This window comes from Streptomyces sp. TM32, from assembly GCF_004122755.1.
GTDB classification, from domain to species: Bacteria; Actinomycetota; Actinomycetes; order Streptomycetales; family Streptomycetaceae; genus Streptomyces; species Streptomyces sioyaensis.
Genome location: NZ_SDIG01000056.1, coordinates 1 through 16354, shown reverse-complemented (window position 1 = coordinate 16354; position 16354 = coordinate 1). Strand labels below are relative to the sequence as shown.

Sequence of the window (16354 nt, the reverse complement as noted above, 5' to 3'; positions counted from 1 at the left end):
CCCTCACGCCGCCCGGCGGGCCGCGTATTCCGGGATTTCCGCCATCGGGGGGCGCTCCTCGGTGTCCACGTCCGTGGTGCGCGGGATGAAGCCCCGGTCGCCGCGGTCGAACTGGGTGAGCCGCGGGCGGATCAAGTGGCCGCGGGTCAGGCGTAGTTGGGCGGTGCGGTAGATCGCGGCGGCCATTCGGCCCAGGGCCTGGCCGTCCTGGTGGCGGTGTTTGCGGACGCCGACGTCCACCTGGGCCAAAGCGTCGAGGCCGACGGTGTGCAGGGCGTCGACGAGCAGGCCGAGCTCGACGCCGTAGCCGACGGGGAAGGGGAGCCGTTCCAGGAGGGAGCGGCGGGCCGCGTACTCGCCGCCGAGGGGCTGGACGAAGCCGGCCAGCTGGGGCCAGTGGAGGTTGAGGAGCGGGCGGGCCACCAGCTCGGTGACCCGGCCGCCCTGGCCGGCGTCGGTGCCACCGGGGCCGGTCTCCAGGGGGCGGTCGTACATCGCCTTGACGAACTGGATGTCCGGGTCGGTCAGCAGCGGGCCGATGATCCCGGAGACGAAGGTGGCGGAGAATTCGCGCAGGTCGGCGTCGATGAAGCAGATGATGTCGCCGCTGGTGGCCAGGAGGGAGCGCCACAGCACCTCGCCCTTGCCGGGGAGGGCGGGCAGCCGCGGCAGGACGCTGTCGCGGTGCACCACCCGGGCGCCGGCCGCCGCCGCGACCTCGGCGGTGCGGTCGCCGGAGCCGGAGTCCAGCACCACCAGCTCGTCGACGAGGGGGCACCTCCCATGCCCTTCAGGCAATGGGGGACCGACCGCGTCCGTCATCAGGACGTCACGGATCGTGGTCACGATCGCGCCGACCGTGGCCTCCTCGTCGAGTGCGGGCAGCACGACACTGACCGTCCGGCCCGTCTGGCGCTTGGCCTCCAGCAGCTGCCCCAGCGGGCGGTCCGCGGCGGACCAGGAACGGCCGCCCAGCCAGCGCTCCACCTCTTCCAGCACGTCTACGACTCCTCGGTCGCCGCCGGAGGGCGGCCCTTGTGATCCATCTCGCGGTTCGGACGACTATCTCAACTGTCAGTGCCGTCGGTTACAGTCTTGAACAACGCGGATGACCGTCGCATGTCGGGGTCCGTGCCACAAACGCCTGGGTTTCGGCCCAGCGCCATACCGCTCATCCAGAGGGGCAGAGGGATACGGCCCGTTGAAGCCCCGGCAACCCTCCAGCCGGTCTTGCCGCAAGGACGCCTGAGACGTCCCCGCGCGCGAGGCTCCCGGCTAGGGAAGGTGCCAAATCCGTCTCGTGGCGAGATTCGTCGCGAGGAAGATGAGGAGAAAGGGCCTCGCCTCCATGGCTGTGCAAGTCACCGAAAACACCCCCACCGTCGCTCTGGGCCCCGCCGCGGCACTGTCCTGCCGTGAGTGCGGACAGCGCTTCGCGCTCGGCCCGATCTTCGCGTGCCAGGAATGTTTCGGGCCGCTCGAAGTCGCGTACGACCTGCCGAGCGGCGACCCCGAGGGGCTGCGGAAGCAGATCGAGGCCGGGCCGGACAACATCTGGCGCTACGCCCCGCTGCTGCCCGTCCCCGCCGACGTGGCCGACAAGCCCAATCTCAACCCCGGCTTCACCAAGCTCGTCAAGGCCGACCGGCTCGCCGCCGAGCTGGGCGTCACCGGCGGGCTGTACGTGAAGGACGACTCCGGCAACCCGACGCACTCCTTCAAGGACCGCGTCGTGGCGATCGCCGTCGAGGCCGCCCGTGCCTTCGGCTTCACCACCCTGTCCTGCTCCTCCACCGGCAACCTCGCCGGTGCGGTCGGCGCCGCGGCCCGCCGCGCCGGTTTCAAGTCCTGCGTCTTCATCCCGCACGACCTGGAGGCCGGCAAGGTCGTCATGGCCGCGGTCTACGGCGGCGACCTGGTCGGCATCGAGGGCAACTACGACGACGTCAACCGCTTCTGCTCGGAGCTCATCGGCGACCCGCTGGGCGAGGGCTGGGGCTTCGTCAATGTCAATCTGCGTCCGTACTACGGCGAGGGTTCCAAGACCCTCGCCTACGAGATCTGCGAGCAGCTGGGCTGGCAGCTCCCGGACCAGATCGTCATCCCGATCGCGTCCGGCTCGCAGCTGACGAAGATCGACAAGGGGCTCAAGGAGCTGATCGCCCTCGGCCTGGTCGAGGACAAGCCCTACAAGATCTTCGGCGCCCAGGCGGAGGGCTGCTCGCCGGTGTCCACGGCCTTCAAGGCCGGTCACGACGTCGTGCGCCCGCAGAAGCCGAAGACCATCGCGAAGTCGCTGGCGATCGGTAACCCGGCCGACGGTCCGTACGTGCTCGACATCGCGCGCCGGACCGGTGGCGCGGTGGAGGATGTCACCGACGAGCAGGTCGTGGACGCGATCAAGCTGCTGGCCCGGACCGAGGGGATCTTCGCGGAGACCGCGGGCGGGGTGACCGTCGGCGTGACCAAGAAGCTGATCGAGGACGGTCTGCTCGACCCGTCCCTGACCACCGTCGTCCTCAACACCGGTGACGGCCTCAAGACCCTGGACGCGGTCGCCCCGACCTCCGGGCCCACGGCCACGATCCGTCCGGACCTGGACGCGTTCCGCGCGGCCGGCCTGGCCGGCTGAGGCGCCCGGCCCGTCCGCGGGCGAGCACCGTCGACGAGCACCGTCCCCGCCCCCGAACTCGTACCCCGCACCACCCGGAAGGCAGAACCATGAGCGTCAAGGTCCGCATCCCCACCATCCTCCGCACCTACACCGGCGGCCAGGCCGAGGTGCCCGCCGAGGGCGCGACCCTCTCCGAGGTGATCGCCGACCTGGAGCGGAACCACCAGGGCATCGCGGCCCGTGTGCTGGACGACGCCGGCAAGCTGCGCCGCTTCGTGAATGTGTACGTGAACGACGACGATGTGCGCTTCGAGCAGGGCCTGGAGACGCCGACGCCGGACGGCGCGGGCATTTCGATCATTCCGGCGGTCGCCGGCGGCTGCTGATTTGCGCCAACTCTTCTCCTGCCTGACCGGAATTGCCCCGTCCGCCAGAAAGCGGACGGGGCAATTCCATGTTGTGAAAGGAGATACTATTGGGGTGATCCCCCTCCGGATATCACCGTGCGCGTGCCGAACGCATATGAGACAGCGATCAGTTGTGCTCGAAGTGTGAGCGATATTTGTCGCTTATGTGTGCTACGCCCGGCCCGACTTGCCCTGGAGAACTGGGATTTCACCTCATATTGCCGATTCTCCGGCCCCAGAATTCTCGTCCGATTGACCTGTTGCTCTGGGCATCTGTGCAGATACATTCAGCGGCGGTCGACGCGTTCCGGCGCACACCCCACGGGCCATTCGCGGGGTGAGGTCTGACCCGGGTCCGCGAAGTGCGGTCCTGCGCAAGGGCCAGTAATAGGGGAGTTAGGCATGGCTCAGGGCACCGTCAAGTGGTTCAACGCGGAGAAGGGGTACGGCTTCATCGCGGTCGACGGTGGTGCGGATGTTTTCGTCCACTACAGCGCGATCCAGATGGACGGTTACCGCACCCTTGAGGAGGGTCAGCGGGTCGAGTTCGAGATCTCGCAGGGCCAGAAGGGGCCGCAGGCGGACATGGTCCGGGTGGCCGGCTGAGGCGCCGACCGACTGCTGCGTCACGGAAGGCCCGTGCCCCGAGGGGGTACGGGCCTTCTGCTGTCTGCCCCGTAGGGGGCACCCTCCCGGTGGGCGCTTGCACTCGCACCCTGCGAGTGCTAATCATTGGCGTTAGCACTCTCCGCGTGAGAGTGCTACGAAGGACCGGGTCGGTGAGGCCCGCGGGCCGGGTGGGGCAAGGAACCACCGCGGGTCCGTAGGCCGTCCGTCGCGGGCGCCAGCGCGGTCCGGAGAAATCCTTCCCCACGCTCTCAACTGCGTTCGAGCAGGGGAGACCCCATTAGTCCGGGAGGACCACTTCACATGGCCAAGATCATCGCGTTCGACGAGGAGGCGCGGCGCGGTCTCGAGCGCGGGATGAACCAGCTCGCCGACGCCGTCAAGGTGACCCTCGGCCCCAAGGGCCGCAACGTCGTCCTCGAGAAGAAGTGGGGCGCCCCCACGATCACCAACGATGGTGTGTCCATCGCCAAGGAGATCGAGCTCGAGGACCCGTACGAGAAGATCGGCGCCGAGCTGGTCAAGGAGGTCGCGAAGAAGACGGACGACGTCGCCGGTGACGGCACGACGACCGCGACCGTCCTGGCCCAGGCCCTGGTCCGCGAGGGCCTGCGCAACGTCGCCGCCGGCGCCAACCCGATGGCCCTCAAGCGCGGTATCGAGAAGGCCGTCGAGGCCGTCTCCGCTGCCCTGCTGGAGCAGGCCAAGGACGTGGAGACCAAGGAGCAGATCGCTTCGACCGCCTCCATCTCCGCCGCCGACACCCAGATCGGCGAGCTGATCGCCGAGGCCATGGACAAGGTCGGCAAGGAAGGCGTCATCACCGTCGAGGAGTCCCAGACCTTCGGTCTGGAGCTGGAGCTCACCGAGGGTATGCGCTTCGACAAGGGCTACATCTCGGCGTACTTCGCGACCGACATGGAGCGCATGGAAGCCGCGCTCGACGACCCGTACATCCTCATCGTCAACTCCAAGATCAGCAGCGTGAAGGACCTGCTGCCGCTCCTGGAGAAGGTCATGCAGTCCGGCAAGCCGCTGCTGATCATCGCCGAGGACGTCGAGGGCGAGGCCCTGTCGACCCTGGTCGTCAACAAGATCCGTGGCACCTTCAAGTCCGTCGCCGTCAAGGCCCCGGGCTTCGGTGACCGCCGCAAGGCCATGCTCGGCGACATCGCCATCCTCACCGGTGGCACCGTCATCTCCGAGGAGGTCGGCCTCAAGCTGGAGAACGCCGGTCTCGAACTGCTCGGCCGCGCCCGCAAGGTCGTCATCACCAAGGACGAGACCACCATCGTCGACGGTGCCGGTGACAGCGAGCAGGTCCAGGGCCGCGTCAACCAGATCCGCGCCGAGATCGAGAACAGCGACTCGGACTACGACCGCGAGAAGCTCCAGGAGCGTCTGGCGAAGCTGGCCGGCGGCGTGGCCGTCATCAAGGCCGGTGCCGCCACCGAGGTGGAGCTCAAGGAGCGCAAGCACCGCATCGAGGACGCCGTGCGCAACGCGAAGGCGGCCGTCGAGGAGGGCATCGTCGCCGGCGGTGGCGTCGCCCTGCTCCAGGCCTCCTCGGTCTTCGAGAAGCTGGACCTCGACGGTGACGAGGCCACCGGCGCCAACGCCGTGAAGCTCGCGCTGGAGGCTCCGCTGAAGCAGATCTCCGTCAACGGCGGCCTTGAGGGCGGCGTCGTGGTGGAGAAGGTGCGCAACCTGGCCGTCGGCCACGGCCTGAACGCCGCGACCGGCGAGTACGTCGACATGATCGCCGAGGGCATCATCGACCCCGCCAAGGTCACCCGCTCCGCGCTGCAGAACGCCGCCTCCATCGCGGCGCTGTTCCTCACCACCGAGGCCGTCATCGCCGACAAGCCGGAGAAGGCCGCCGCGGCGGGCGCTCCGGGCGGCATGCCGGGCGGTGACATGGACTTCTGATCCTCGCGGATCAGACGCTGGTCCTCCCGGACCGCACGTCCAGACGTACGTCGGGGCGGCACCCTCCTCCCAGGGGGTGCCGCCCCGGCGGCGTTGTTTCTGCGGGTATGCGGTGCTGTGGGTATGCGGTGCGGCGGATCTGGGGTTCTGTGGATCTGCGGTTCCGTGGATCCGAGGTACGGTCAGGTCATCGCCGTGCGGGGCGGCGGTGGGCGTGGAGGTGGTTCTCCGGCACCCTGACCCGGATCGTGGACCCGCGGGCCATGTCGGCGCCCGGCCCCGGCGACTGAGCGCATACGGTGCCCGGCTCGGCGGACCCCTCCGGGCAGTGCAGGCCCGGCAGGCGCTTGGCCGGCATCACCCGGAGCCCCGCTCGCTCGGCGGCGGCCCGCGCCTGCGGCAGCGTGCCGCCGACCAGGGCGGGAACCCGGGCCTTGCCCCGGTCGCTCGCCTGCCCGCCCTTCGGCTGCCGGCCGTCCGCCGACTGCCGGCCGGGCTCGTGCTCCGGCGACTCGCCCGGTGCCGGGGAGGCCGGGCTCGCGGTGCTGGACGCCGCGGCGCTCGCTGCGGCGGTGTCCGGCTCTCCGCTGCCCGGCTCCCCGCTTCCCGCCACCGTGAGGGCGTATCCGCCGGCGACCACGGCCAGCAGCGCGCCGGCCAGTAGCCCGGCCGTCCGGCCGACCCGGCACCGGGCCGGCCGGGAGCGGCGTCCCCGGTCGCCCCGGACGGGCGGATCCGGGGCGGGGAACACCAACGTCGGGTCCGTGTGCAGGCTCGGCACGGGTGGGCTCGGGGTGAGCGGGCCGGATGTGTGGGGGCGGGACGCGGGCGGGCCAGGGGGCCCGCCCGCGTCCGCCGGCCCACCGAACGCCGCCTCCGGGCCCGAGTGCCCGGAGGGGAGGCCGCCCAGGATCCGCTCGACGGTTGCGAGCATCGCCTCGGCGTTCGGTGGGCGGTCTGTGGGCGCCTTGTTCAGTGCCCGGAGCACGAGCGCATCGCACTCGGGAGGCACCTGTGGCGCATGAGCCGACGGGGGCTCCGGGGTGGCCTCCACATGCTGGAGGACCAGGTCCATCACGCCCGCACCGAGGAACGGCGGACGCCCCGTCAGCAGCTCGTACAACAGGCAGCCGGTGGAATAGAGGTCGGCGGGGGCACCCACGGCCTGCCCCCGTGCCTGCTCCGGGGAGAGGTACGGGGGAGTACCGACGACCGTGGTGTCCGGGGGCAGGTCGGCCCCCTCCACCGCCACGGGCCGTGCGATGCCGAAGTCCGTCACCTTGACGGCACCGTCGCGGGTGAGCATCACATTGGCGGGCTTGATGTCGCTGTGGACGATGCCGCTGTGATGCGCGTGCGCCAGCGCCTTCAGCACTCCGGCGGTCAACTCCAGTGCCCTGGCGGGCGGGAGCCGGTGCCGGTCGTGCAGCAGTTCCGCGAAGGTCGCCCCGTCGACCCGTTCCATCACGATGTACGGAACGAACGTGCCGTCCACCATGTCCTCGTCGGTGTCGTAGACCGCGACGATGGACGGGTGGTTGAGCGACGCCGCCGAGCGCGCCTCGCTCCTGAAGCGCGCCAGCGACTCCGGGTCCCCGACCAGGTCGGACCGCAGGGTCTTGACCGCGACGCCGCGGCCGAGCCGCAGGTCGTGCGCCGCGTGGACCTCGGCTGTGCCGCCCCGGCCGAGCCGGTCGCCCAGCTCGTACCGGCCGCCCAGCCGGCGTACTTCCGCGGTGTGCGTGCCCCGGGAAGCGCCCGCGGATGCCCCCGCCTCCATTACCGGCTCCTCACTGAGAATCCTCGGCCGCGTCGGCGTCGGCGTCGTTCGCCGCCTTCTCGGCGTCCTGGATCTTCTTCTCCATCTCCGCTTCCTCAGCGGACGAACCGGACGAACCGGAGGGGTCCTGTGACGCCGAGGACGATGCGCCGCTGCCCGCGGGGTCCCCCGAGGACGCCTGGCCGGAGTCTCCCGAACAGCCGGTGACCGCCAGGGCTGGTACCGCGACCGCCGCCGTCAGCAGCAGCGCGAACCGCCGGGAACGTCGCCTCACGAGCCGCTGCCGCCCTTGGCGTCGTCCTTCTTCTCGCACCAGGTCGCGACGGCCTTGAGGTCACGGAGCTTCCGGGTGAGGTTCGGCTTCAGCTCCTTGCGGTGGGTGAGCCGGTCCTGGAGGAACGTGGCGACCTCCTCGTGGCCCTTGGAGTGGGCCTTGTGCACGCGCACCTCCATCCGCGCGATCGAACCGCGGGTGGTCGCATCGCCGTTGAGCCGGTCGAGCGCCTTGTTGATGCGCTTCTCGATGTTGGGCACCCGCTCACAGAGGCTCTTGCCGTGGCCCTTGTGGCCGGTCTTCGGGGACGTTGCCGTGGGCGCGGAGGCCGGGCTGTCGGAGTCCGCCGCGTTTGCCGGCCCTGCCGTGGCCAGCAGGGAACCGGCGAGCGTAAGTCCGGCCAGCAGGCCTGCCACTGCGATCTTGGGACGCTGCATGGTGGTGCTCCTTCCAGGAACGAATGGCTTCCCGGAAACGCGGGGTTTCCGGAAAGGGATGGACGCGGCCGCATCCGGTCTCCCTTGGAGGCGGACCGGCCGGTGACACAGAACGTAGGGACGTTCCTTGTGGGGATCTTGTGACTCGGGGGTGCGGTGCGCGTCGTTCCGTGGAGAAGCCGAGGTCAGGGCCCGGCAGAGGTTCGCCGACACAAGGAATCCACAAGGAACGTCCTTACTCTCCGGGCCAGTTGAGCGTCGCCTCCGCGTCGGCGGCAGCGCACGCACCTGCCCGTCGAACCCCGGGAGACACCGTGGACCGCGCTGATTTCCTCGTGCCGGATGAGCCCTCCCGTACGAGCTCCGCCACCCTCGCCGCCCTGGGGCCCCGTACCCTGCGGCTGCGCCTGAGCGGCTGGCTGCTGCGCCTCGCGCGCGGCTCCGAGGGCCGCCCGGCGCTGGAGGTGCACAGCGGGGCCGGACTGATCGATGTGTCCGTCGTGAGCGCGGTCTGCGTCTCGCCGCTCCGGGGCGCCCGGCGCAGCAGCGGGACGGCGGCGGCCTGGTCGCTGGCGTGGGGGCAGTTGCCACCCGGCGCCGACGTCGTCGAGGTGTCCTTCCGTGGGTGGCGGCGCAGCCGGAGCGTCCAGGCGGTCGCCCTCGCCGATGCGTACTGGGTCGCCGAGGTCGAGGGCCACTTCCGCTCGGTGACGTGCTCCGCGGGGGCGAGCCGGGTGACGATGCGGGTGGCCAGGGAGGCCCGGTGGAGGGAGAGTTGAGGGGCGGGGTTCCCTGATGACTACTCCGGGGTGGGCGCCCAGGCGAAGTCCGGGGTGGGCCCCCCGGCCGGAGTCTCGCTCAACCAGGCGCGGCGCAGGGGCAGTTGCAGGGTGCGGGTGTCAGCCTCGACGTCTACGGGACGTGGCAGCCGCACCTCGAACCGGGCGCCGGTCCCCGTGGGCCGGTCCAGGATCTCCACGGTGCCGCGGTGCAGGGCGATCTGCTGGGCCACCAGGGTCAGCCCCAGCCCCGAGCCGGGGCTGTCCGTGCGCCGGTGGAACCGCTGGAAGACCTGCCGGCGCTCTTCCGGCGCGATGCCCGGGCCCTCGTCGTCCACGGTGAGTACGGCGACCGGTTCCGTCGGTGGGCCGTCCGGCCGCAGCACCACCTCGACCCGTGCCGGTAGACCCGGCCGGCTCCCGTGGACCACCGCATTGCGGAGCAGGTTCTCCACCGCCATCCGCAGCCCCGGCTCCCAGGCGCTCAGCCGCAGCCCGGGGGTGAGGTGCGCGGTCAGCCGGACGCCGGGGTGGTGCCGTTCCACCTCGTCCACCGCCACGGCGACCAGCTCGGAGAGGTCCACCGGACCGAAGGCGTCGGCCTCCACCAGATCGCCCTGGGCGAGCCCCCGGAGCGCGCTCAGCGTGCGCATCAGCCGCTGCTGTCCGGCGTGCAGGTCGTCCAGGACCTCGGCGCGGTCGGCGGGGTCGAGGTCCGGGTGGTCGGCGAGGATGTCCAGATTGGTCTGCATGCCCATCAGCGGGGTGCGCAGTTCGTGCGAGGCGGTCGCGGAGAAGGCCCGCGCGGTGGCCAGCGCCTCCTCGGTCCGCGCTGCCTGCTCGTCGTAGCGGGTCAGCACGGTCTGTAGGGTGCGGGCCAGGTCGTCCACCTCGGTGATCCGCGACGGGGTGTGGTCCAGACGGGCGGTGTTGGTCCGGGGGTCCAGCCCGCCGGCCCGGCGCTGGAGCCGGCGCAGCGGGCGGGTGGCGCGTCCGGCGATGGCCAGGGAGAGCAGCCCGGTCAGCGGTGCGGTGATCAGCGCCACCAGGATGATGCGCTGCTGCACGGTGTCGATCTTGTCGCTCCCGGCCGATCCGCGGGAGAAGACCCATAGCGTGCCGTGCGGGCCGGTCTGCCCGCCCGCGCCCCGCACTTCCACCGACAGCGCGCGCCAGGCGTTTCCGTGGGACCACACGGTCACGGGGTCGGGTGCGGCGGCCGGCAGGGCCACGGTGTCGGCGGGTTGGGGACCGGCCTGGGCCACCTCCCGGTACGCCGGCCGTACGGCCGCGGCGCCCGGCCCGCCCGCGGCCGCCTGGCCGTTGCCCGCGTTCTGCCCGCGCCAGGTGCCGGCCTGCCCGCCGGTGGCCGCGTCCCCGCCGCCGTTACCGGGCGTCCCCGGCTTGTCCTCGGCCGTGAGGAGCCGCACCCCGACGTCGAGGCCCGCACCGAGCAGCCGCCGCTCCTGGTTCGCCGCCTTCCGCGGCTGTCCCTTGTCCGTGGTCCGCAGCAGCCCCCTGGCCAGCGGCAGCAGCACCGCGGCCCGCTCCCGCAGATGGGCATCCTGCTCGGCGTGCACGTCATGGGTGACCAGGCGCAGGAGCAGCAGCCCCGAGCCCAGGACCAGCAGGGGCATGGCGATGCCCATCGCGAGGGCGATCCGGGTCGAGAGCCTCATCGTGCGGACCCCTTCCGGCTGTCCGTCCATCCGTCCGCCCGGCTTTCCGTCCGCCCGGTCGCCCGCTCGTCCGCCCGCAGGACGAAGCCGACGCCGCGGACCGTATGGACCAGGCGCGGTCGCCCGTCGGCCTCCAGCTTGCGCCGAAGGTAGCTCACAAAGGTGTCGACGACATCGGTGCGGACGGCGAAGTCGTATCCCCACACCCGGTCCAGCAACTGGTCACGGGTGAGCACGACCCCCGCGTTGCGGGCCAGCACCTCCAGCAGCTCGAACTCCCGGCGGGTGAGCCGGACCGGCGCGCCCTGGTACGTCACCTCGCGGGCCGCCATGTCGAGGACGAGGTCACCGATCTGCGCCTCGTCCCTGCCCCCGGGCGGACGGCGGCGCAACAGAGCCTCCAGCCGAAGCACAAGTTCCTTGAGCGCGAACGGCTTGACCAGGTAGTCATCGGCCCCGGCCTGCAACCCCGCGACCCGGTCCGCCAGCTCGTCCAGCGCGGACAGCATCAGTACCGGCACCTCATCCCCGTTGGCGCGCAAGGTGCGGCAGATGTCGGTGCCGCTGAGGCCCGGCAGGGAAACGTCCAGGACGACCACGTCCGGGGGACGCTCCGTCAGTTCTGCAAGGGCCGTCGGACCGTCCTCGGCGAGCGCCACGGTGAACCCGTTCAGACGGAGGCCGCGCCCGAGGGAACGCAGGATCATCGCGTCGTCATCGACGATCAGGACTCGGTCCGGGCGCTTCGCCGCGCACATTCCAGGCTCCGCCTTCGTCTCAGTGGGCGGCTCATCCGCTCGCCCCGCAGTTGTTGCAGCACCACCGGCCGTCCAGCCCCTGGAGCACAGAGCTACCGCATCGTGTGCAGTTCACTGCTGACGCCGTCCCGGTTCACCGACCCACTCACCGACGGCACGCCCTGCAAGGCAGCCGCGGCGCGACCGTAGAGCGCAATCTTGTGGGTTCTCTGTGGGTGCTCTGTGGCGGCTCCCGCGACGGCCCTGTCTCGTTCAGATGTCACTGTCTCGTTCAACGGTCGAGATGTGCCTGATACACGATCTCGGGACGACTGAAACGGGAGTTATCTACCTTTCCGGGTATGGGTGCTTCTCGGCGCCCCCCACCAGGTCCGACCGGCCTGGGACACCCCCCATGCATCCGTGAAGGAGCAGACATGTTCAAGCAGACCCTGCCGCACGCCCGGCGCCTCAAGCGCACCGCCCTCGCCGTCGCCGTGACCGGTGCTGCGATCGCCCTCCCGACGAGTGCGGCGGTCGCGATGCCCACGGACTACGTCAAGACGGTCAAGGCCGAGAGCGGCGACACCCTCAAGCTGGACGGCAACAACGGCAGCGTCACCATCCAGGACCCCGAGCACGGCAGGACCGGGGTGCTGAACAAGGACAAGCCCGGCCCGGTGCCGAGCCGGATGGACACGAACGGGACGTACACGATCGCCTACCCGAAGCCCGCGGCGCAGGCCGATGCCACGCCCAAGGTCGTCTACAAGCACGACGGCAAGACGGTACAGGTCTTCAACTTCCCCAAGGGCCCGGCCTGACGGCGGCTGCTCGTCCCGACTGACCGGCGGCCCCCGGCACGGCTCTCCAGCTGGGGGCCGCCTCGCCGTGCGCCGGGGCGCTTGGTACCGGCGCCGACGTAGTGGGAAAGGGCCACAGGGAATCCACAAAGTGCGTCCGTACGCTCCTGGCTGTCGAGCTTCAGAGACCTCACACGCTGAGGCGTCGAGCACCAGGAGACACCGTGGAATGCAGCGCATCCCTTACACCGGACGAGCTCTCCCGTACGGGCCCGGGCGCCCTCACCGTCATCGAGTCCGGTGCCCTGCGGCTGCCCCTCAGCGGCTGGTGGCTGCGCATCGCGCGGGGCTCCGAGGGCCGGCCCGCCCTGGAGGTGCACAGCCGGGCCGGGCTGATCGATGTGTCCGTCCTGAGCACGCTCAGCGTCTCACCGCTCAGGGGCGGCCGGCACAGCGGTCGTTCGGCGGCGACGCACTGGTCGCTGGCGTGGGGGCAACTGCCGCCCGACGGTGACATCGTCGAGGCGGACTTCCGGGGGTGGCGGCGCAGCCGGTGCGTCCAGGCGTACACGGTGGCCGATGCGTTCTGGGTCGCCGAGGTCGGCGGCCGGTTCCGCTCGGTGACGTGCTCCGCGGGCACCACCCGTACGACGGGGCGGGTGGTCAAGGAGGTCCGGTCCTGGGACCGGGAGAAGCGGTGAGTTCGGCCGCGTGGAAAGAGGGCTCGGGGTCCGCGGCTTGAGGCTCGAACCCCGAGCGCTGCGTCAGGCGGTATGCAGGGAATGCAGGGAACCTGACTTGACGCCCTCGACGAACGACGCCCAGGCCGGTGCCCGGAACGCGAGCGTCGGTCCGAGCGGGTCCTTGGAATCGCGGACGGGCACGATGCCGGGGTGGTCGTCGGAGACTTCGAGGCAGTCGCCGCCGCTGCCGTCGCTGTGGGTGGACTTCCGCCAGGTGGCGACTTCGAGGCAGTTGCCACCCTCGCCGCCGCTGTGGGTGGACTTACGCCATTGGGCGGCGCCGGGGAAGTCCCGGGCCACCTCTAGGCAGTCGCCGCCGTCGCCGCCGCTGTAGCTGGACTTGTGCCAGGTGGCCGAGTGCAGGCCGTACTCAGGGCTGATCCTCATGAGCGTAATCCTCCGCCACTGATTCGATCAGGGCCAGGGAATCTTGGGGTGACAGTGCGCTGGCCCCGAGCAAATCGTAAGTCAGTTCGTGACGGGCGACCGTAGCCGGATCGTCTTGCAGGTAGCCAGTTCCCAGGCCTTGGAGGTAGGCGAGCGAAGGCGCGTCCTTGAAGGCCATCAGCTTGAGGGAACCATTCATGGCCGCATGGCCTCCCGCCGCAAACGGCAGGACCTGCACAATGATCCGATGCCGGTGAGCCAAGTCGGCGACGTGCCGTAAGGCCTCTGCCATTACTCGGGCCCCGCCTACCCTCCTGCGTAGCACGGCTTCGTCGAGTACCGCCCACAACAGAGGGGTCGTTGGATCTGCCAGCAGGTGAGCCCGCTCAAGCCGCGCCGCCACCAGTTCGTCGATGACGTCCTCCGTCGCCGTCGGCTGGTACTCGCGGAAAACGGCCCGAGCATAGCCCTTCGTCTGCAACAACCCCGGAATCAGCTGCGGCGCGTACTCCTTGATGGTGGTGGCGATGGCTTCCGCCTCCGCCGCTTCCGCGAAATGATCCGGGTACTTCGACTTCGTCGCGGCCTCGCAGTTGCGGACGAAGTAGCCGTCCGTCGCCAGGATTTCGTCCATCTTCACGGCGTAATCCATCTGCATCCGCCGTGTCCCCGCCTCCAGCTGGCCGATGAACGACCCGCTGACGAAGAGAGGGCTGCCGAGTTCCTCCTGGGTGAGACCCGCCTCTTCGCGCTTGTGGCGTAACTCGGCGCCGAGCATGGCGCGGGGTGACGAGGACGGGTCGAGGGGTTTCGGTCCGGGCATCGCAGCAACTCCCTGTTACACACGATCGGTTGTTGGGTCTGCGCCTCTATGCAGGCTAGACCCGTTATCGCCACGCTGTGTGCGCAATGGCAACACTCAGCGTGGAAGGTGATGAGGCGAATGCTGACGGCGCGTGAGCGGATGCGGCAGGCCGAGGGCGTAGCGACGGAATTGCACACCGCACTCCGGGCGGTGGGATCACCCTGCCTTCCGTCGGCGTCGATCCGGTGTCGTGTGCGAGCGGCCACCTGGCGCCGCTGGTCGAGCTGGGGCGATGCAATCTGGACACCGCCCGGCGGCTCGCCGGCGTACTGGCGGACTACGCCCGGACCGCCGTACCGGGGCACGGTGAGGAGGAGCGGCGGCCGTGATGCCGGTGCCCGGAAGCTATGCGGTGGACGGGCGGGACGGGCGCATCGGCCGGGTCGTCGGCCACGAAGGGCCGTTCGTGCAACTCCGTCCGCCCGGGGGTGGCGCACCGTGGCACTGCCCACCGCACGCCCTGCGCGCCGCCCCGCCGTCCGCCGTACTGGCGGCCCGTGTCAGAGAGCTCAACTGGCAGAGCCGGATGCCGTGAGGGGGCCCACCAGCGTGGAGGGCAGAAGCCAGAGGTCTTTCTTGAGCCGCTGTCAGGTCACTTGCGGCGGCGGCCGATCAGGCAGCCCGCGAGGCCGAGCGCCCCGGCCACGGACAGCATGACGGCTCCGCAGAGGGTGGCCGGTGCGGGCGGAGTATCGCGGTCGAGGGTTGTCTCGACGGCTACCTGGATCACGACGTTGTCGTGCGACGGGGGCAGCGGCGGGAACGGGGGCGGTGTCTCGCCCCACAGAATCAGTGCCACCCCGGCGACGGAGAGGACGAGAACGGTGACGGCCACCGCCAGCCTGGCGCGCCAGGGGCGGCGTAATCGAATCAGCATGCCGCCGACCTTATGGGCGCGGTCGGACATCGAGGGCTCGTTGGACGCCGAGAGGCTTGGTGCCGAGGGGAGCCTGAGGGGTGCCGAGGGCCCGTCCTCAGGTCCGCGCGGCGGTGGCGTGGCGGCTGGATTCCGGGGCGGGAGTCGCGGCGTCCGTGCTCCCGGGGGCGTCCGGATCGGGGACGTCGGCGGAGGCCGTATCCGCGTTCAGCTCCGTTCTCATCTGCTTGCTGAAGCCGAAGAAGTAGGTGGCGAGGAAGCCCGCGAGATAGCCGGCGGCCAGGCCCAGGGCGTAGACGGTGAGCGTGGTGGCGATGCCGTGGTTGCCCTTGACCAGGGGGAACAGGGCCCAGCCGGAGGGGCCGATCGCGGTGGAGCCGACGGCGTCGCCGAGTTGGTTGAACAGGCCGATGACGCCGCCGCCGAACGCGCCGCCGATACAGGCGGTGAGGAAGGGGCGGCCCAGGGGGAGCGAGACCCCGTAGATCAGCGGCTCGCCGACGCCCAGGAAGCCTGCGGGGAGGGCGGACTTGATGGTCGTACGGATCGAGCGGTTGCGGGGGAGACGGAGGTAGACGGCGAGGGCGGCGCCGACCTGGCCGGCTCCGGCCATGGCGAGGATCGGGAGCAGGACCGTGTAGCCCTGCTGCTCGATGAGGGTGGTGTGGAGGGGGATCAGGGCCTGGTGAAGGCCCAGCATCACGAGGGGGAGGAAGAGGCCGCCGAGGACGAAGCCGGCGACGGCGCCGCCGTGGGCCAGCAGCCAGGTGGCGGCGGTGCCGGTGGCGGTGGAGACCGCGCCCGCGGCGTACATCAGGCCGAAGAGCGTGACCAGGCCCGTGACCAGGACCGTCAGGGTGGGGGTGAGCAGGACGTCCAGCGCCTCGGGGACCTTTCCCCAGGCTCTCGATTTCGTCCGGCCGGGGAAGACGCCGTGGCGGCACCACTTCTCCACCTGAACGGCGAGCAGCGCCGCGCCCAGGGCGCCGAGCACCCCGCCCTGGCCCGGGGCGAGTTGGTGGCCGAAGGCGGTGACGTGGGTGACGCCCGGGAAGACGATGACCGCGGCGACCGCGCCGCCGAGGATGGGAGTGCCGCCGAACTCCTTGGCGGTGTGGTAGCCGACGAAGACGGCGATGAGGGACATGAAGCCGGAGGAGAGGGCGGTGAATGCCGGGACGAGGGAGGGCAGCCAGCCGAGGTTGGCCAGCAGGCCGTTGATTCCGGCGATGATGCCGCAGCCGATCAGGGCCGGGATCAGCGGCACGAAGACCTGGGCGATCCGGCGGAGGAACAGCTTCGCCGGGGTGGCGTTACGGGACTTCTGCCGGGCCTTGAGGGCGGCGCCCTGGGCGGCGAGTGCGTCGGCGGTGGTGGTGTGCGGCAGGCGCAGCCGTGCGGCCGGCCATTCGGCGC

Annotated in this window: 19 protein-coding genes and 1 riboswitch; of the genes, 9 read left to right on the top strand and 10 right to left on the bottom strand. The window is 70.8% G+C overall.

The features are described 5' to 3' along the window. Positions 1–3 precede the first annotated feature (3 nt). Positions 4–999 (bottom strand): glucosyl-3-phosphoglycerate synthase, encoded by a 996-nt coding sequence (locus EST92_RS15120; protein ID WP_129281458.1) that lies wholly within the window; start codon positions 997–999, stop codon positions 4–6. A 169-nt stretch (positions 1000–1168) separates the two neighbouring features. Beyond that, positions 1169–1331, top strand: a riboswitch (SAM riboswitch). Between the two features lie 17 nt (positions 1332–1348). Between EST92_RS15120 and thrC the strand changes: the two genes are divergently transcribed. The 4 genes from thrC (at position 1349) to groL (ending at position 5577) form a co-directional block, all read left to right on the top strand. After that, positions 1349–2632 carry a threonine synthase gene (thrC, locus tag EST92_RS15115; protein WP_129250402.1) on the top strand — a complete coding sequence of 428 codons (1284 nt, stop codon included), beginning with the start codon at positions 1349–1351 and terminating at the stop codon, positions 2630–2632. Positions 2633–2721: 89 nt separating this feature from the next. Then, positions 2722–3000 carry a MoaD/ThiS family protein gene (locus EST92_RS15110; RefSeq protein ID WP_093484629.1) on the top strand — a complete coding sequence of 93 codons (279 nt, stop codon included), beginning with the start codon at positions 2722–2724 and terminating at the stop codon, positions 2998–3000. A gap of 423 nt (positions 3001–3423) precedes the next feature. Then, positions 3424–3627 (top strand): cold-shock protein, encoded by a 204-nt coding sequence (locus EST92_RS15105; protein ID WP_003986833.1) that lies wholly within the window; start codon positions 3424–3426, stop codon positions 3625–3627. A 324-nt stretch (positions 3628–3951) separates the two neighbouring features. Then, positions 3952–5577, top strand: a complete 1626-nt coding sequence (gene groL, locus EST92_RS15100) for a chaperonin GroEL (protein WP_006603858.1) — start codon at positions 3952–3954, stop codon at positions 5575–5577. A 187-nt stretch (positions 5578–5764) separates the two neighbouring features. Here the strand turns inward: groL and EST92_RS15095 are convergent, their stop codons facing one another. The 3 genes from EST92_RS15095 to EST92_RS15085 are packed head-to-tail and all read right to left on the bottom strand — an operon-like array spanning position 5765 to position 8068. Beyond that, on the bottom strand, positions 5765–7357 hold the full coding sequence (locus EST92_RS15095) for a protein kinase (RefSeq protein ID WP_129281457.1): 1593 nt from the start codon (positions 7355–7357) through the stop codon (positions 5765–5767). Positions 7358–7367: 10 nt separating this feature from the next. Beyond that, complete coding sequence (locus tag EST92_RS15090) at positions 7368–7631, bottom strand: hypothetical protein (RefSeq protein WP_129281456.1); 264 nt, start codon at positions 7629–7631, stop codon at positions 7368–7370. Further along, positions 7628–8068 (bottom strand): hypothetical protein, encoded by a 441-nt coding sequence (locus EST92_RS15085; RefSeq protein WP_129281455.1) that lies wholly within the window; start codon positions 8066–8068, stop codon positions 7628–7630. The genes EST92_RS15090 and EST92_RS15085 overlap by 4 nt, the downstream gene beginning before the upstream one ends. A gap of 314 nt (positions 8069–8382) precedes the next feature. Between EST92_RS15085 and EST92_RS15080 the strand changes: the two genes are divergently transcribed. Continuing rightward, positions 8383–8847, top strand: a complete 465-nt coding sequence (locus EST92_RS15080; protein WP_129281454.1) for a hypothetical protein — start codon at positions 8383–8385, stop codon at positions 8845–8847. A 20-nt stretch (positions 8848–8867) separates the two neighbouring features. Here the strand turns inward: EST92_RS15080 and EST92_RS15075 are convergent, their stop codons facing one another. Beyond that, positions 8868–10526 carry a HAMP domain-containing sensor histidine kinase gene (locus tag EST92_RS15075; protein WP_254068821.1) on the bottom strand — a complete coding sequence of 553 codons (1659 nt, stop codon included), beginning with the start codon at positions 10524–10526 and terminating at the stop codon, positions 8868–8870. After that, positions 10523–11284 carry a response regulator transcription factor gene (locus EST92_RS15070; protein ID WP_129281453.1) on the bottom strand — a complete coding sequence of 254 codons (762 nt, stop codon included), beginning with the start codon at positions 11282–11284 and terminating at the stop codon, positions 10523–10525. The genes EST92_RS15075 and EST92_RS15070 overlap by 4 nt, the downstream gene beginning before the upstream one ends. A 416-nt stretch (positions 11285–11700) precedes the next feature. Between EST92_RS15070 and EST92_RS15065 the strand changes: the two genes are divergently transcribed. After that, on the top strand, positions 11701–12087 hold the full coding sequence (locus EST92_RS15065) for a hypothetical protein (protein WP_129281452.1): 387 nt from the start codon (positions 11701–11703) through the stop codon (positions 12085–12087). A gap of 203 nt (positions 12088–12290) precedes the next feature. Next, on the top strand, positions 12291–12767 hold the full coding sequence (locus EST92_RS15060; protein WP_129281451.1) for a hypothetical protein: 477 nt from the start codon (positions 12291–12293) through the stop codon (positions 12765–12767). A 63-nt stretch (positions 12768–12830) separates the two neighbouring features. Here the strand turns inward: EST92_RS15060 and EST92_RS15055 are convergent, their stop codons facing one another. Next, entirely contained in the window at positions 12831–13196 is a 366-nt protein-coding gene (locus tag EST92_RS15055; RefSeq protein WP_129281450.1) for a DUF397 domain-containing protein, read from the bottom strand. Then, positions 13180–14019 carry a helix-turn-helix transcriptional regulator gene (locus EST92_RS15050; RefSeq protein WP_129281449.1) on the bottom strand — a complete coding sequence of 280 codons (840 nt, stop codon included), beginning with the start codon at positions 14017–14019 and terminating at the stop codon, positions 13180–13182. Before EST92_RS15050 ends, EST92_RS15055 begins: the two co-directional genes overlap by 17 nt. A 227-nt stretch (positions 14020–14246) precedes the next feature. On the opposite strand from EST92_RS15050, the gene EST92_RS15045 reads away from it, so the two are divergent. Further along, positions 14247–14390, top strand: a complete 144-nt coding sequence (locus EST92_RS15045) for a hypothetical protein (protein ID WP_216849102.1) — start codon at positions 14247–14249, stop codon at positions 14388–14390. Then, positions 14390–14596, top strand: coding sequence for a hypothetical protein (locus EST92_RS15040; RefSeq protein ID WP_129281448.1), 207 nt, complete (start codon positions 14390–14392; stop codon positions 14594–14596). Before EST92_RS15045 ends, EST92_RS15040 begins: the two co-directional genes overlap by 1 nt. A 57-nt stretch (positions 14597–14653) precedes the next feature. Here EST92_RS15040 and EST92_RS15035 read toward each other — a convergent pair whose 3' ends face one another. Both EST92_RS15035 and EST92_RS15030 read right to left on the bottom strand, forming a co-directional pair. Beyond that, positions 14654–14938, bottom strand: coding sequence for a hypothetical protein (locus EST92_RS15035; protein ID WP_129281447.1), 285 nt, complete (start codon positions 14936–14938; stop codon positions 14654–14656). Between the two features lie 97 nt (positions 14939–15035). Continuing rightward, positions 15036–16354, bottom strand: a 1319-nt coding sequence (locus EST92_RS15030; protein WP_129281446.1) for a PTS transporter subunit EIIC, incomplete at its 5' end; no start/stop codon positions are given.

What these genes read in the sequence shown, in the direction of transcription:
- thrC (WP_129250402.1), top strand. Translation starts at nt 1,349, where the DNA reads ATGGCTGTGCAAGTCACCGAAAACACCCCCACCGTCGCTCTGGGCCCC.
- EST92_RS15110 (WP_093484629.1), top strand. Translation starts at nt 2,722, where the DNA reads ATGAGCGTCAAGGTCCGCATCCCCACCATCCTCCGCACCTACACCGGC.
- EST92_RS15105 (WP_003986833.1), top strand. Translation starts at nt 3,424, where the DNA reads ATGGCTCAGGGCACCGTCAAGTGGTTCAACGCGGAGAAGGGGTACGGC.
- groL (WP_006603858.1), top strand. Translation starts at nt 3,952, where the DNA reads ATGGCCAAGATCATCGCGTTCGACGAGGAGGCGCGGCGCGGTCTCGAG.
- EST92_RS15095 (WP_129281457.1), bottom strand. Translation starts at nt 7,357, where the DNA reads ATGGAGGCGGGGGCATCCGCGGGCGCTTCCCGGGGCACGCACACCGCG.
- EST92_RS15085 (WP_129281455.1), bottom strand. Translation starts at nt 8,068, where the DNA reads ATGCAGCGTCCCAAGATCGCAGTGGCAGGCCTGCTGGCCGGACTTACG.
- EST92_RS15075 (WP_254068821.1), bottom strand. Translation starts at nt 10,526, where the DNA reads ATGAGGCTCTCGACCCGGATCGCCCTCGCGATGGGCATCGCCATGCCC.
- EST92_RS15070 (WP_129281453.1), bottom strand. Translation starts at nt 11,284, where the DNA reads ATGTGCGCGGCGAAGCGCCCGGACCGAGTCCTGATCGTCGATGACGAC.
- EST92_RS15065 (WP_129281452.1), top strand. Translation starts at nt 11,701, where the DNA reads ATGTTCAAGCAGACCCTGCCGCACGCCCGGCGCCTCAAGCGCACCGCC.
- EST92_RS15055 (WP_129281450.1), bottom strand. Translation starts at nt 13,196, where the DNA reads ATGAGGATCAGCCCTGAGTACGGCCTGCACTCGGCCACCTGGCACAAG.
- EST92_RS15050 (WP_129281449.1), bottom strand. Translation starts at nt 14,019, where the DNA reads ATGCCCGGACCGAAACCCCTCGACCCGTCCTCGTCACCCCGCGCCATG.
- EST92_RS15040 (WP_129281448.1), top strand. Translation starts at nt 14,390, where the DNA reads ATGCCGGTGCCCGGAAGCTATGCGGTGGACGGGCGGGACGGGCGCATC.
- EST92_RS15035 (WP_129281447.1), bottom strand. Translation starts at nt 14,938, where the DNA reads ATGCTGATTCGATTACGCCGCCCCTGGCGCGCCAGGCTGGCGGTGGCC.